At 64.5% G+C, this 14917-nt stretch carries 14 protein-coding genes; 3 read left to right on the top strand and 11 right to left on the bottom strand.

Translation table 11 applies throughout. The features are described 5' to 3' along the window. Nucleotides 1-111: 111 nt before the first annotated feature. The 5 genes from NZM16_RS04850 to NZM16_RS04830 form a co-directional block, all read right to left on the bottom strand. Nucleotides 112-390: a zinc metallopeptidase gene (locus tag NZM16_RS04850; protein WP_295478989.1), complete on the bottom strand. Its 279-nt coding sequence runs from the start codon at nt 388-390 to the stop codon at nt 112-114. A gap of 76 nt (nt 391-466) precedes the next feature. Continuing rightward, nucleotides 467-2350: a molecular chaperone DnaK gene (gene dnaK, locus NZM16_RS04845; RefSeq protein WP_295452487.1), complete on the bottom strand. Its 1884-nt coding sequence runs from the start codon at nt 2348-2350 to the stop codon at nt 467-469. Further along, a complete protein-coding gene (locus NZM16_RS04840) occupies nt 2343-2618 on the bottom strand; it encodes a hypothetical protein (RefSeq protein WP_295452489.1) in 276 nt (91 codons plus the stop codon). Before NZM16_RS04840 ends, dnaK begins: the two co-directional genes overlap by 8 nt. A gap of 261 nt (nt 2619-2879) precedes the next feature. Continuing rightward, nucleotides 2880-4157, bottom strand: a complete 1278-nt coding sequence (locus NZM16_RS04835; RefSeq protein ID WP_295452490.1) for a thiamine pyrophosphate-dependent enzyme — start codon at nt 4155-4157, stop codon at nt 2880-2882. Continuing rightward, on the bottom strand, nt 4154-5260 hold the full coding sequence (locus NZM16_RS04830; protein WP_295478987.1) for a hypothetical protein: 1107 nt from the start codon (nt 5258-5260) through the stop codon (nt 4154-4156). Before NZM16_RS04830 ends, NZM16_RS04835 begins: the two co-directional genes overlap by 4 nt. A 370-nt stretch (nt 5261-5630) precedes the next feature. Here NZM16_RS04830 and radA point away from each other — a divergent pair, with 370 nt between their 5' ends. Next, nucleotides 5631-6995, top strand: coding sequence for a DNA repair protein RadA (radA, locus tag NZM16_RS04825; RefSeq protein ID WP_295452494.1), 1365 nt, complete (start codon nt 5631-5633; stop codon nt 6993-6995). Between the two features lie 128 nt (nt 6996-7123). On the opposite strand, the gene NZM16_RS04820 is transcribed toward radA, so the two are convergent. The 5 genes from NZM16_RS04820 to NZM16_RS04800 form a co-directional block, all read right to left on the bottom strand. Beyond that, the gene (locus NZM16_RS04820) at nt 7124-7855 is read right to left on the bottom strand and encodes a DUF72 domain-containing protein (RefSeq protein WP_295452496.1); all 732 of its coding nucleotides are present in this window, start codon (nt 7853-7855) and stop codon (nt 7124-7126) included. A 70-nt stretch (nt 7856-7925) separates the two neighbouring features. After that, nucleotides 7926-8471: a hypothetical protein gene (locus tag NZM16_RS04815; RefSeq protein WP_295478984.1), complete on the bottom strand. Its 546-nt coding sequence runs from the start codon at nt 8469-8471 to the stop codon at nt 7926-7928. 206 nt (nt 8472-8677) lie between these two features. Further along, entirely contained in the window at nt 8678-8926 is a 249-nt protein-coding gene (locus tag NZM16_RS04810; protein WP_295478981.1) for a MoaD/ThiS family protein, read from the bottom strand. 3 nt (nt 8927-8929) lie between these two features. Further along, a complete protein-coding gene (locus NZM16_RS04805) occupies nt 8930-9394 on the bottom strand; it encodes a hypothetical protein (RefSeq protein ID WP_295452502.1) in 465 nt (154 codons plus the stop codon). After that, a complete protein-coding gene (locus tag NZM16_RS04800) occupies nt 9391-10965 on the bottom strand; it encodes a hypothetical protein (protein WP_295452504.1) in 1575 nt (524 codons plus the stop codon). The genes NZM16_RS04805 and NZM16_RS04800 overlap by 4 nt, the downstream gene beginning before the upstream one ends. A gap of 332 nt (nt 10966-11297) precedes the next feature. Between NZM16_RS04800 and NZM16_RS04795 the strand changes: the two genes are divergently transcribed. Both NZM16_RS04795 and NZM16_RS04790 read left to right on the top strand, forming a co-directional pair. Beyond that, complete coding sequence (locus NZM16_RS04795; RefSeq protein ID WP_295452506.1) at nt 11298-12236, top strand: MBL fold metallo-hydrolase; 939 nt, start codon at nt 11298-11300, stop codon at nt 12234-12236. Between the two features lie 379 nt (nt 12237-12615). Next, complete coding sequence (locus NZM16_RS04790; protein ID WP_295478945.1) at nt 12616-13923, top strand: zinc ribbon domain-containing protein; 1308 nt, start codon at nt 12616-12618, stop codon at nt 13921-13923. Nucleotides 13924-14020: 97 nt separating this feature from the next. Here NZM16_RS04790 and NZM16_RS04785 read toward each other — a convergent pair. Continuing rightward, nucleotides 14021-14917: ATP-binding domain-containing protein (locus NZM16_RS04785; RefSeq protein WP_295478942.1), on the bottom strand; the 897-nt coding region annotated here is incomplete at its 5' end.

Here is a 14917-nt window from a genome sequence, read left to right as displayed (position 1 = left end):
CAGCCACGAGCCAAGGACCACCGCCTGAACCAGCTCCCCCCGCGCCCGCAGCCCCCAGAATCCAACCGCAACCTGCAGCCCGAGCCCCACCTCGAGGGCCGCCACCGCCAGCTAGGCCACCGACTGCACCCCCGCCACGCTCTCCGACAGCCGCAGCGTCTTCGTGGACGGATCGTAATGATCCGTCAGGTGCCCCGGCACCCCCTCCAGGCGCACCTCGTAAAGCCCCGCCGCCTGCAGCAGCCGGCGGGCGGCCTCCAGCCCCGTCACCCGGGCCGGGGCCTGCAGCCAGCGGTTGTAGGCCGCCTGGACTTTGGCCTGGGCATACAGGCCCAGCAGCAACGCCGGCAACGCGAACACAAAGTAAAGCGGATCCCACCAGAACATCATGGTTTCCTTCCCTCCTGTTCCGGAGGTTCCAGCAGCAGCGATGAAGCCGCTGCTGCTGGAACCCCTCTGATCCAGATCAGACCTGGCGGTATTCGCCCTCTACCACCTCACCCTCACCGGACGGACGGGAGCCGCTCGATCCCGCCGCTGCCCGCTGGTAAACAGCCTGACCGATCGACAGGGCCGCCTGGCGCAACTCCTGGGTCAGCTGGCGGATGCGGGCCGCGTTGTCCGTTCCCATCGCCTCCTTCAGCTGGCGGATCAAGTTCTCAATGCGCTCCCGGTCCGCCGTGCTGACCTGATCGCCCAGCTCCCGCAACGAGCGCTCCACGCTGTAGATCATGTTGTCCGCCTCGTTGCGGGCCTCGGCCAGCTCGCGCCGGCGCCGGTCCTCCTCCGCGTAGCGCTCCGCCTCCTTGAGGAGCCGCTCCACCTCCTCCTTAGAGAGGTTGGTGGAGGCAGTGATAGTAATCCGGGCCTCCTTGCCGGTCGCCCGATCTCGTGCCGAGACGCTCAGGATCCCGTTCGCATCAATATCGAAGGTCACCTCGATCTGCGGCACGCCCCGCGGCGCCGGCGGGATGCCCTCCAGGCGGAACTGGCCCAGGAGGATATTGTCCGCCGCCATCGGCCGCTCCCCCTGATACACTTTGATGTCCACCGCCGTCTGGAAGTCCTCCGCGGTAGTGAAGACCTCGGTCTTGCGCACCGGGATCGTGGTGTTGCGCGGAATCAGAACCGTCATCACCCCGCCTAGGGTCTCCACGCCCAGGGAGAGCGGCGTCACATCCAGGAGGAGCACATCTCGGACCTCGCCGGCCAGCACGCCTGCCTGGATCGCGGCGCCAACGGCCACCACCTCATCCGGGTTCACGCCCTTGTGGGGCTCCTTGCCGGTGAGCTCCCGGACTAACTGCTGGACCATCGGCATGCGGGTGGCGCCGCCGACCAGGATCACCTCATCGATCTGCTCCGGGCGCAACTTGGCGTCACGCAGCGCCTGCTCGAAGGGGCCCTTCAGCCGTTCCACCAGATGGCGGGAGAGCTGCTCGAACTTGGCCCGGGTCAGGCGCATCTGGAGATGCTTCGGCCCATCGGCGGTAGCCGTGATGAACGGCAGGTTGATCTCCGTCTCCATCAGCGTCGAGAGCTCGATCTTGGCCTTCTCGGCCGCCTCCTTCAGCCGCTGCAGGGCCTGGCGGTCCTTCCGGAGGTCGATGCCATGCTCCCTCATGAACTCCTCGGCCACGTAATCGATGATCACCTGGTCCCAGTCGTCGCCACCCAGGTGGGTATCGCCGGCCGTAGCCTTCACCTCGATCACCCCGTCGCCAACCTCCAGGATGGAGACGTCGAAGGTCCCCCCGCCCAGATCCCACACCAGGATGATCTCGTTCTTCTTCTTGTCCAGCCCGTAGGCCAGGGCTGCAGCCGTTGGCTCATTGATGATGCGCAGCACCTCCAGCCCAGCGATCTTCCCGGCGTCCTTGGTCGCCTGACGCTGGCTATCGTTGAAGTAAGCTGGCACCGTGATCACCGCCTGGGTGACCGGCTCCCCCAGATAGGCCTCCGCATCCTGCTTCAGCTTGCGCAGGATCATCGCCGAGATCTCCTGGGGCGTGAACTCCTTGCTCACCGCCGGGATGAAAACCCGGGCATCTCCGTTCGGTCCCTCCACCACCTTATAGGGGACCCGACGGACCTCCTCGGGAACTTCACTGTATCGCCGGCCCATGAAGCGCTTGATGGAGAAGACGGTGTTCTCCGGGTTGATGATCGCCTGACGCTTAGCCGGCAAACCCACCAGGCGTTCCCCGGTCTTGGTGAAGGCGACCACCGAGGGGCAGAGATTCCCGCCTTCGGCAATGGGGATCACCTTGGGTTCCCCGCCCTCCATTACGGCGATCACCGAGTTCGTCGTTCCCAGATCAATCCCAACAATTCGCCCCTTCTTAGCCATCGGAAACCTCCCGCTCAGGGTTGAGCAATTCCTCTCCGAATGGATCGATCGCCTCCACGAGGGGGGCTGGCCGCCGGATCAGAACCTCCAGGGACGGAGGTGGCGTTCGCTGGGCCAGGGTGGCCGGTGTGGACTGAGAGGGCAACCGGTCATAATCACACTGGCACGGCCCTCCCTGCGCGCACCCCAGACAGCAGTAAGGCTGGCGATCCACAATCACCGGCTGCCACTCGATTTCGATCCCACAGTTCCGGCAGACCAGCGACACAGACTCCCCCTCCTGCCAGGATCGCCTTTCATTCTACGCAGGTTCCATTAGAGGAGCATTAGAGAAAAGCAGACATTCCATTTATGAGTTCATGGCGCGGCATACGCGGAAGGCGACCCGCTTCATCGGAACCCTATTTTGCGCGGAGGGGCGGCACATCTTCGGCCCATCGCCTCTCGCCCGGAATCCTCCCGAATGGGGAGGGGGTAAAGGGGGATGGAGGCGGGCGGCGAAGGCGCTCGCCTCCATCCCTTCGCCGAACTATCCGTGGGAGGCGAAGATCTCCATGGGGACCCGGTCGGCCAGGGGACTCTCCTGCACCGCTTCCCGCAATGCAGCGGGAGGCAGGATCCCCATCTCCTGAAGGACCGTCCATATGGCGTAAAGGGCCGCGTGCCGCGCCCCCACGCGCCCCCGGAAGTCCCGGATCTGGATCTCCGCCCCCGTCTCGGGGACCGGCAATGAGGCGTCGATCCAGAGCACCCCTCGTCGCATCCTCCGGATCCGATCCTCCTGGTTCTGTAACCCGTCCATCGAGGTGATGATCACCGCATCGGGCTCGTGGACGCCATGATAGGAGATCGGGGAACGGGAAAGGATCACCTCCGCTGTCGAAAAGCCGACCCCGACGGTCACCGGATAGCTACCCTTTTTCGTTGCGTGGAGGCCGGTGGCCATCGCCGCGCGCGCCAGGATCTCCGCCGCCTGCTGAATCCCCTCCCCTGCCGAGCCGCTCAGAATCAGCGTCCAGCGTCCCTCCAGAGGGGAGGAGAACCGAACCGCTACGGGAGGCAGATCCAGCAACCCCTCGCCACGCGGGCGCAGGGATCCTTCCTTCCCAACTCGCAAACGGAAAACCGGGCTCGGAGGACGGGTCCACACCCCAAGGGCATAACCCGCCTCCTCCGCCAGCGCTTTCAGCCGCAGCCCGGGGTTCCACTTCAACCCATAGCTGGTGCAGAGCTCCAGAACCTCCACCAGCGCAAAGCCATCGGTCTCCAGCGCCTGGCGAAGGATCTCTGAGAAATCCCCCACGCCGAGAACCCGGGCCACGTAGGGGGCACCGGCCTCATAAACCAGCCGGCAAAGATCGTGATGCGGGAGAGAGGTTCCCTGGGGAGTGATCGCCGTGCGGAAGCCGCGGGGCGTCAGGCTGCTGGGCTGGCCGCCGGTCATCCCGTAAAGCATATTGTTGTGCACCACCACGGTTAGGTCGATATTCATCCGCGCCGCTTCGAGGATATGCTGCAGACCGATCGTCGCCCCACCATCTCCGATGTAGACGATCACCTTCTTGCCGGGCGGAATCCCCATAGCGATCCCTGCCGCCAGCGCCACCGAGCGGCCATGGAGGCCGTGGACCGTATGGGTGGCAAAATGAGCATCCACAATGCCGTGGCAACCGATGTCGGTCACCAGGATCACATCCGTGGGCTTCACCCCTATGGCCTCCAGGGCCTTCACGGTGCTGCGAACTACGTGATGATGCCCACAGCCCTTACAAAATGGCAGCTCCGGATGGATGAGGAAGACGCTCATGGGGCGAGGACCTCCTGAACGATCTCCTCAGGACGCACCATGCGTCCCACCGCACCGACCAGACGGATTTTCGATGGGATCCGTCGGCCGAAAAGCAACCGGGCGAATTGCCCCTGCGCGTTCTCCTCCGCTATCACGACCCGTGGGTAGCGATCGATCACTTCGTAATAAATCGCCGGGATGGGCAGGAGCGTGCGGGCCAACAGAAGGGAAACCGGGATCCCCTGGGCCCGGAGCATCCGGACCGCCTCTCGGGCCGCCCCGCTGGTGATGTCGTAGCTCACCACCAGCGTCCGGGCTCCTTCCTGCTCATCGAGATGATAGAGAACCGGCGTCAGCGCTTCCACCTTCTCGCCGAGACGACGGGTGTTGGCCATCGCCTCCTCGCTGGTATGCTGCAGGAGACCGGAACGATCATGCGTGGAAGCGTTCAATCGGACGATATGATGATCGTTGCCAACGGGCAGAAAAGGAGGAACCAGGCCATCGCCGGGATCATACGAACGATAAGGGCCCAGGCCTGGATAAAAAACCCGACGCACCGGCTCGATCTCCGGCAGCTGGCTCAGGTCGAAACTGGCCTGGGTCATCACCATCTCCTTGGAGCTGAGGAGCACCACGGGCGCGCGCAGTTCCACAGCCGTTCGCAGCGCAAGAGCGGGCAGGAGCCAGCAATCCTCCAGATCCGAAATACACAGCACGGGAAGCGGGTAGCCGCCGGAGATCAGACCATCCAGCAACAGCAGATCCCCCTGAGCGCCTGCTGTCGCCGTCCCTGTGGATGGCCCGAGCCGCTGGACGAGGACAATCAGCATGGGAAGCTCCATCATATAGGCCATGTTGATCGACTCGACCATGAGGGCGAAGCCAGGGAATGAGGTAGCCGTCACGGGGAGATAGCCGGCGGCGGAAAGACCCGCCATCCACTGCAAGGCGGTGATCTCATCCGGGGCCGGCAGCGCGATGGGGAAACGACGGCTGGCATACGAGAAGATCAGATTGGCAGGGGTAATGGGGTATCCGACGTAAACATTGGCGCCTGCACGCACGCAGGCTTCCACGATCAAACGAGAGCCATCCAGAAGGACCGGATAGCAATCCATGGGAGGCGCCGCTCCGAAATCGAGTGGGCTGTTCGATTTCATGAAACGCTTTCTTTCCCGCCCAACCGGCCCCTCCAATATGATCATCTTACGGTTGGCATAGGAAAGCAAACTTCTGCTAATCATGGATTCCCTTAACCTGGTAACCCGGGTATGGTGGGCGAGCGGGGCCGCCTTTGCGGCCCCGCCTCCTCTTTTTCCGTGCGGCCTCTGCCGTAGAGGAAATGGACAGCCCTTCTATTGCCGGGGCTGGGCTGGGGTCCTTGGCCCGCAGCCCAGCCCCGAAGGCCCCTAATCGTGGTGGATAGAGGAGCTGCAACCTGGGCTATGATAGAAGAGAAGAGCGAACGAGGATCCAGGGGAGACCCAAATGGCCCGAGGGCGGACCCAATATGTTTGTCAGAAATGCGGTGCTGTGCATCCCAAGTGGATGGGACGATGCCCGGATTGTGGGGAGTGGAACACGCTGGTGGAGGTCTCCCCCTCCCCATCCATTCGCGCGGTCGGTCTCAAGGGAGCGCCCGGAACCCAGCCGATCCCCCTTCCCGCCGTGGAAGCGGCCGGCGTGGAGCGGTGGCCGCTGCCCATGGAGGAGTTCGCCCGCGTGCTGGGCGGCGGGGTGGTGCCGGGCTCCCTGATCCTGGTGGCTGGCGATCCCGGCATCGGGAAATCCACACTGCTCATGCAACTGGCGGATCGGATGGCCGGCCCGGAATTCCCCGTCCTCTACATCTCAGGCGAGGAATCCCTCGGCCAGCTGAAGATACGGGCCGACCGCCTGGGACTGCGGAATCCTCAGCTCTACCTATTGAATGAAACCCGCATGGAAGCCCTCGTGGATCATATCCAGGCGATGCGCCCCCGCCTGGCGATCGTGGATTCCATTCAAACCGTCTACGTGGAGGAGATCCCCTCCCCACCAGGGAGCGTCAGCCAGGTCCGCGAATGCGCTGTCCGGTTTCAAGCCCTGGCCAAAAATCTGGGGATCACGATCTTCCTCATTGGCCACGTGACCAAGGCGGGCCTGATCGCCGGCCCGAAGCTCCTGGAACACATCGTCGATACCGTGCTCTATCTGGAGGGGGATCGTTACCACGCCTTCCGCATGCTCCGCAGCGTGAAGAACCGGTTCGGCGCCACGTCGGAAGTCGGCGTCTTCGAGATGCGCGGGGACGGGATGGCCGAAGTGCCCAATCCTTCCGAGCTCTTCCTGGCCGAGCGCCTGGTCCAGGCCTCCGGCTCCGCCGTGGCGGTGACCATGGAGGGCACCCGCCCGTTGCTGGTGGAGATCCAGGCCCTGGTCAGCCCGGCGCCGCCCGGGACCGCCCGTCGCACCGCCAACGGGGTGGATCCTTATCGCCTGCTCCTGTTGGTCGCGGTGCTGACCAAGCGGGTGGGCCTGCGCCTACATGATCACGATTTGTTCGTCAACGTGGTCGGCGGCCTGCGGGTGGATGAGCCGGCAGCGGACCTGGCGGTGGCGATGGCCATTGTCTCCTCCGCCCGGGATCGTCCGCTGCCGCCAGATATGGTATTCATTGGGGAAGTGGGCCTCTCGGGGGAACTGCGCGCGGTGGGCCATCTGGAGCTGCGCTTGGCGGAAGCGGCCAAGCTGGGTTTCCGACGCTGTCTGCTGCCCCGAACCGTCCGCCGGCCTCGCGAGGTCCCAACGGAACTCACGCTGCTTCCCGCCCGAACACTCGCGGAGGCGCTTTCCCTCGTGTTCGCCGGGTAAGGGAGTTACATCGTTCCGCAAAGGCGAACAGTCCCTTCTTACATCCCATCAAGCCGTGGGAAGGGGGGAGAAAAGAGATTCGGGAGCCCGGCAGGCCGTCCTCAGCGACCGGAGCCCAGCCGAAGACTTCACAGCATCCCCCGCAGTTCCATCGCGTTGATCACCGCATGTCCAAAGGCGTCGTTGTTAAAGTAGACGTAGACCTCATGACCTGCCTGCAGGAAATCCCGGATCCGCTCCGCCCAGAGGGCCAGCTCCTCCCGGCTGTAGCGGCCCACGTAAAGCGCAGCGGACCCATGGAAGCGGATGTAGACAATCGGCCCCGTGACCCAGAGCGGAGATGAGAGACCCGGCATATCGAAGAGGCAAAAAGACAGACGATAGCGCTCCAGCGTCGCGCGGACGGGATCGGTCAACCAGCGGGGATCCCGGAACTCGAACACGTGGAGGAGATCTTCTGGAAGAAGGGCCGCGAACGCCGCCAGGCGATCGGGGTCCGCCCCCCAGCCAGGAGGAAGCTGATAAAGGATAGGGCCCAGGCGATCTCCCAAGCGCCGGGCCCGTTCCAGGAACCGCGCCAGCGGCTCCGCGCAGTCTTTCAAGCGGCGGATGTGAGTGAGGTAGCGGTTCGCCTTTACGGCATAACGGAAGCCGGGAGGGGCCTGTTCCCGCCAGCGGTCAAAAGCGGTCTCAGAGGGCAGACGGTAGAAGGTGTTGTTGATCTCCACGGTGTCGAAGCGAGCGGCGTAATGCGAAAACCAGCGGCTCTTCGGGAGATCTTCAGGATAGAAAACTCCTCGCCAGTGCGGATAGATCCATCCGGATGTTCCGATCCAGGGCCGATGAACGGTTGAACCCATTCCCAATCTGCGCCATTTCAGGCGTTGTCAACGGGTAAGGGCAAAAAACATTTTGCCCCCCACCCTTGTCCTAACGCTCTCCCAGGATGATCGCGCTGCGCTCCGCTCCGTGAGCGACCGTTGGCGCTTCCGGCACTGCCTCCTCCAGTGCTTTCAACCGTGCCCTCAGCCCCTCGATCTCGTCCAGATGCAGGCGCAACGCCTCCGCTAGATCCAGCAACGCGCGGATCAGGTGGCGCTCAAAGGAAAGCCGGAAGGAGGCCAGGGAATCGAAAGAGACCCAATCCACCTCTTCGCTGTGCTCGCTGATCCACAAGGCCGCCGCCGGGCTATGGGCCACCTCTTTCACGAAGACCAGTTTTCGCTTCTTTGCCCGAACAGCCTGCGCCCACTCCAGCCCCATGGGGGCGGAGTAATCCATGCCCAAGATGAACACGTAAAGATGCGCCGTCTCCACAGCCGCTAGGGCGGGAGCGAGCGCCTCGCCGGGCCGAGGGGTATGCCGGATCTCCCACCCCAAGCGAACGGGAAGCCCGGCCACCACCTGCCCCGCGACCTCACGCTCGGCCTCCAGCTCCGGGCTGCTGGTCACAAAGAGCCGGATCGGTTCTGCCATCGCGTGATCACCCGTCTTGGATCTGGAGCTTGCCCGCTCAGTTGCCAGAGGGACCTCGCCATGCCCACCGTGCGCTCCATCCCACAAGGGCTTTGACCCGCGATGTGGAAGATCCGGGGAGCTGAAACCGGTCCGGGGGGCGATGGCCCCTCCTCCCCACCGCCCAAGGGCTGTGAGGAGAGGGAGAAAAATCTTAGCGATCGATCTCAGCTCTCGCCCCCGCCTACAACGGGCGGGAAAAGCCGAACCAGGTCACCCGGTCTGAGGGGCGTGTCCAGGGTGGCCTGAGTTTCATTGACGAAAACGGCGTGGATCAGCTCGAGGGGAATTCCCAGCGCGGCCGCGACATCCCGGGGGGTGCCGTTCTCCGGGACCTCCACCGGAAGGCCTTCATCTCGGATCCCGGCGGGGCGATAACGGCGGAGGATCGCATGCAGCTTCACGGTCACCTGCATCCCTTATTCCTCCAGGACAGGCCGGATCCCTCGATGCACCACACGCCCACCGATCGTCTGGAGGATCTTACGGGGATCCTCCCACCGACCGGTGCGGGCCTGAAGGGCCTGGGACATCTGTTTCGGCGTCAGCGGTTGATTGCCATTGATCAACAACAACCGAAACACAGCGTCTGTGAGAGGCGTCTGGGAGGTCAGGAAATCCACCTGGCGGCTGCAGTGCTGTAACAGAATATGCCAGAGGCCATCCACCCGCCGGACCTCCGCGGTCTCTGGATCCACCCAATCGATCTCCGCGGCCTCCGGATGGGTCAGAAACTGGTCCCGATGCTGCGCGCACAGATGACTCATCAGATAGGCGCGGAAATCCTGCCCTTCCCGCTTCCACCAGTCCAGATCAATGCGGAAAGGGGTATCCAGCGTCGGCTTGATCAGGCGTTGCATCACCGTCTGGGGGCGGTCGCTCATACTCCCTCCTCTATCCACCGCCAATACCCATCGCCCAGGTAAACGCACCTGGGCAGGTCCATTACCTCTTCGAACAACGACTCCGGCGGTATCCGGATGAGGAGACTCGCCGCCTGGTAGAGGGTCCGAGCGTGGACGGTGCCCTGGGGCGTCAGGATGGCCAGCGCCGGGAAGAGCTGCTGGGCCAGGGAGCTCGCCGCGCGATTCCTCCAGCGCGGCCACAGCTCCTCCAGCGCCGCTGGATCATCCACGTAGATCAGGCCCTGATCGTCGAACTCGCCCGGGATCTGCCGGCGGAGCATATCGAAAGTGAGGCGGCCTTCTTCCACCCGCACCACCCGCACCCAATCGCGCCGGCTGCGGCCCTTGAGCTGGACCCGGATCACACCGGGCTCACGGGTTCGTTGAAAGACCACCAGACAGCCCGGCTGGACCTGGCGGGCCTGATACCACTCCTTCAGGCCGAAGATATATTTACGCTCCCGCACCACCCATCCAGGCCAGCGCCGGCCACTTGTCGGATCCTCGAATTCGAAGCGGATGCGATAGGTTCGACCCAGCGGGAACACCTGAGCCGTGCGCCGGGTCAGCGGCGCAGTCCCGCTGGCCAAGTGCGGATAGGTGGCCATCCACACCACTTCATCGGCCTCTCCGATCCCGGGGCAGATCTCCTCCGGCACGCTGAGCTCATCATCGATCTCCGCCGCGATCCGGCGCAGGGCTTCGTCCAGCCGTTCGCCGGTTCCAGTGTAAGGCCGCCCCTGAAGCCGAGGCGGGGTTTCCAGAACCTCCGGGGGCTCCATCCGGCGCAGGAACCAGAGGAACTGACCGGCCGGGCCGACCTCGTCGAAACGGGCATCCCGATAGAGGGCGGCGTTCAGGGAGAAGATTTGCAGCGGTGGGGGAACATCCGCTGGCAACTCCAGATGAGGAAGCAGCGCCTCCGGCGGCAGCGGGCCACCCCCGTGCACATCGAGGACGGCTTCCACCAGGTTGAGATGCCCTTCATGGAACTCCACCAGCAACGCCTTCGGGAACCAGTGATCCCCCACGCGCACAAAGTCCGGGCTGGATTCCAGTCGGGCGAGGAGCTGGTCCTGGATCCGACCGCCCCATGTCGCCCAGACCTCATCCGGACGCAGGCCCCTCTCATCCGGGCCGCGCATCCCATTCATCTCGTTCAGGCGATGAGGAAGAGGATATTCCGCGGCGAACTCCCGAAGCGTTCCGTCGTCCTCGAAGCGGACCTGTATCACTTTAAAGGGGCCGATCTCCGGGTTATGACCATCTCGGATTCCCACCACGGTGCCAATGGCGAAATTCAGATGGGGGAAGAAAAGCCGTTCCCCTACCTGGTAGCGGTCTTTCGGGCGAAATGGGCGGGCGCCGGCCAGCAGGACCCGCCGTTGCTCCTCCAGCTCCCGGAGACGACGCTGGATCAGAAAGCGGGCGAGCTCCTCCGCGGTGCGGGGAAGGGGATCCTCCAGGAACCGGTTTAATAACGCCTCAAGATCCGCCTCTGTAATTTCCAGATGCTCCCAATCGATCGTCCCGGGCCACACCTTCGTCACATCCATCTCCTTCCCAAACGTTTCGAACCTTCCTCCCCACCCGCTTCGCGGCGCGAGGAAGGGATCAGGCCTTTTCCAGCTACCGGGCCGTTCGCTCTCCAGCTTCACAAACGCTGGGCATAGGTCGATCGACAAACCATGCAAGATTATATCCAGTCCAAAGGGCAGCAGCAACCCGCCCGTGAAGTCGTATAATGAGGGATTGGTGATTCCTGGGCTTTGCCTGAACTCGGCCGGTTCTCTTGTCCGGGGGATTTTGGAGCAGGCTGCCCTAGGAGGACCGCCCGTCCCTGTAGGAGTTATTCAGTTCCCGGGGAAACGGAGGAGAAACCATGCCCCCGCTTCTACAATCGATTGCCGATGGTGTCACCCGCATCGATCTTCAATTCCAGGACCGCCCGCAGGTCATCGCCGCTTATCTCCTGTATAATGGCCGCGAGGCCGCCCTGGTAGAGACGGGGCCGACCTCTACCGTCGAGAGGCTTCTGGAAGGCCTTCAGGCCGCCGGGGTGCCCCTGGAAGCCGTGCGTCACCTGATCGTCACCCACATCCACCTGGACCATGCCGGGGCTTCCGGAGCGCTGATCCAACGTCTGCCGTGGGCCAACGTTTACGTGCATCCGGTTGGCGCGCCGCATCTGGCCGATCCTTCCCGCCTGATCGCCAGCGCCGCGCGGATCTACGGCGATCTGCTGGAGCCCCTGTGGGGAAAGGTGATCCCGGTGCCTGCGGATCGTCTGATAGTTGTTTCCGATGGAGAGCGCCTACGGGTAGCGGGCCATACGCTGATCGCCTTCGACACGCCTGGCCACGCCCGCCATCACCACGCCTTTCTGGATGAGACCACCGGTCTTCTCTTCACCGGCGACATCGCCGGCGTCCGAATGCCGGGGATCCGTTACGTCCGACCGCCCACCCCGCCGCCGGAGCTGGATCTGGAGGCCTGGTCTGACAGCATCGCCCGTCTGCGGGCGCTGAACGCCACCGGCCTGTGCTTGACGCATTTTGATGTGCATCGCCAGGACATCGAATGGCACTGGGAGGATTTAGAGCGGCGCCTCTGGGATTGGGGCCATCAGATCCGGGAGATGATGGAAGAGGACCTGGAGGAGACGGAGATCGTGAGGCGTCTCCGCGCTCGGGCGGATGCCGAGCTACGGGAAGCGGGGGCGGAACCGGAGTTCTACGATGTGGCGGCCAGCTACGAGAACACGGTGGCGGGCTACCTGCGCTACTGGCGAAAACGAGCGGAGACCACCTGCTCCCCATAGCCCTACGGGCCTGTCCGGTAACTCGGCAGTCGGAAGAGAGCGAAGCTCTCACCAGGCCCTTTCCCTCCACAAACCCGAGCGGGCTCGCCCGCTCGTCCGGATCCAGCAAGCGGAGCTCTCAGTGTCCGCCCTGGGAAGCTGCTCCACGCAGCCCCATAGCCGCGGGAATGTGGAGAAGACACGAACATCACGCCATGCGCAACCTATGGTTTTGAGGCTGGGGCACTGCCTTCGACGGCATCCCGGTCCCCAAAGATCAAGGGGCCTCGCTGGTTTCCCCGCGAAGAAGCTTCCATCGGATTCGCCACCCCCCCAGTTGCCCGGGGCATGCATTCTACGGAGGCGAACTCCAAGAATGATTTCAGGGGCTCCATCGGAAATGGGTCCATGTCCCACCTGCGGCCAGGAGATCGCCTGGGAAGACGGCGTCTGCCCCCACTGTGGGGCCACGTTCTGCCCGGCCTGCCGGTCACCGATGCCGGAAACCGCTACCCGTTGCCCGGCGTGCGGGACCCTCTGGGCATGGTTCTGCAGCCACTGCGACGCGCCGGTTCCTCCGGAGGCGGAGGCCTGCCCCTCCTGCGGCGCCCCGCTTCGGCCGCGCCCGTGCGGCCGCTGCGGCGCCATCGTGCCGCCCGATGAGCCATGTCCAAACTGCGGCGCGGAGCCATGCCCCGATTGCGGCGCATGGGTCCCGGCCGATGCGACGGCATGCCTGGCCTGTGGGTTGCCGCTGGCGGAAACCTGCAAGCGCTGTGGGGCACTCCTGCCGGAAGGCGCCACCCATTGCCCTTCATGCGGCGCCGCCATCCAGGAGACCATCTGCCCGCGATGCGGCGGGGCGATCGAATGGGAGATGGGGGTATGTCCAGCGTGCGGGGCGATCTGGTGCCCCCAGTGCGGAGAGCCCGGGCCCGAGGATCCGCTCACCCCGGAGACCCGATGCCAGCGGTGCGGGTTCGCCCTGACCTTCGCATGTCCGGATTGTGGGACCCTCCTTCTGAGCGCCGCCCCCGAATGCCCGGATTGCGGACGAACCTTCGTCCGGCGCTGCCCTTCCTGTGGCCATGCGCTCTTCGGCGCGCCCGCGGATTGCCCCGATTGCGGCGCCCCCGTGCCGACGGTCGCCGCCGCGCCCTCTCCCGCGCGCGTCCTGCGGGGCGGGAGGCCGCTGTTGGAAGCCCTGGCGGAATGCCCGAACTGCGGGGGCATCTTCCGGCCGGCCGAAGGGCCATGCCCACAGTGCGGGCAGCGCCTCTGCCCCCGGTGTCGGGCCCGGCTCTGGCCGGAGGAAACTGTCTGTCCTCGATGCGGGGCCGAAACCGGCGGGATCTGCCCGGCGTGCCAGGCGGTGATCCCCCTCGGCGTTTCCGCCTGCCCGTTCTGTGGAGCGGACCTCGGCTTTGCGTGCCCCCGATGCGGAACCCCGGTCGCCGAGGACGCCCTTCGCTGCCCTCAGTGTGACCTGGATCTCTCCGGGCGATGTCCGACGTGTGGGGCGGAGCTTCCCGAAGAAGCGGACGCATGTCCGTCTTGTGGGCAGGCGCTGTGCCCCGAGTGCGGATCCGCGATCGAGGAAGATGCCGCGGAATGCCCGATCTGTGGAGCAACCTTCACCTATGTATGCGAAACCTGCGGGGCCGAGCTGGCCCCCGGGGAGGCCCGTTGCCCCCGGTGCGGGATGTAGCCCCGAAACTCGGCATTCAGAAGGCCTTGCAGCGAACCGGGGATTCGGGGCGACGGGTCGGAGCCGTGGGACGGAGCTATGGCAACCCAGCCGTCCCTCACCACATCCCAGATAGATCGCGATGCGCCAAGAGGATGAGGTGGCTGCGGGCGCGGGACATCCCCACGTAGGCGACGGTTGGGAGATCGGGGAAGGCATCCGCATCCAGCTGGGCCAGGATCACCACCGGGCTCTCCAGCCCCTTGAAGCGATGCACGGTGGTCCAGAAGATCTCCCCTGGACCGGGCGGCCATCGCTCCGTCAGCGTGAAGGCTCCGTATCGGATCCCCGTCTGCAGCCATCCTCGACGATGGGCCGAGAGGATCACCAGCTGGTGAGGAGGCAGCTTTTCCTCCATCAACAGGCGGTGGATCAACTGGCGAAGACGCTGGTGGAACTCCTTCTCACTCCCATAGTAGAAGACCTCCGGCTCCGGCCCGTCCGGGCCACGAGCCTGGGGGGGACGATCGGAGCGATAGAAGCGCATGGCCTGGCGATGGATCGGCCGGGTGTTGCGGCAGTTCCATGAGAGATGGAACCGCATCATAGTCCACGGCAGCTGAGGATCCCGCCGGTAGATGTTTTGATTGTCGTCCAAGAACACATAGACGATCCCGTGATCCGGATCTTTGAGCAGCAGGGCCAGGGCAGTGAACCAGACTTCGGTGAAGTCCTGCCCCTCATCGATGATCAACGCGTCGTATTCCGGCCCCAGCGTTCCTGCCGCTTCCGCCAGCAGTTCCGGGAACACCTCCTGAAACAGGCGTTCCTCCGGGACGGTGCGGGCGGCCTGGTCCAGCTTGCCGCGAAGCCCTGCCCGATCCACCCAACGGGAGACCAAGCTGTGGAAGTGAAGGACGTCCACGCCTGCGGGCAATTCCGCCTCCCGTAAGCGATCCGCCAGGGTTCGGTTGTAGCACGTGAGAAGCACCCGGAATCCCTCCTGGCCCAGACG

It is taken from the genome of Thermoflexus sp. (genome assembly GCF_025055495.1).
Taxonomy (GTDB): Bacteria; Chloroflexota; Anaerolineae; order Thermoflexales; family Thermoflexaceae; genus Thermoflexus.
Note: the sequence above shows the minus strand (reverse complement) of the source record. Positions and strands in the feature narration are given on the sequence as shown.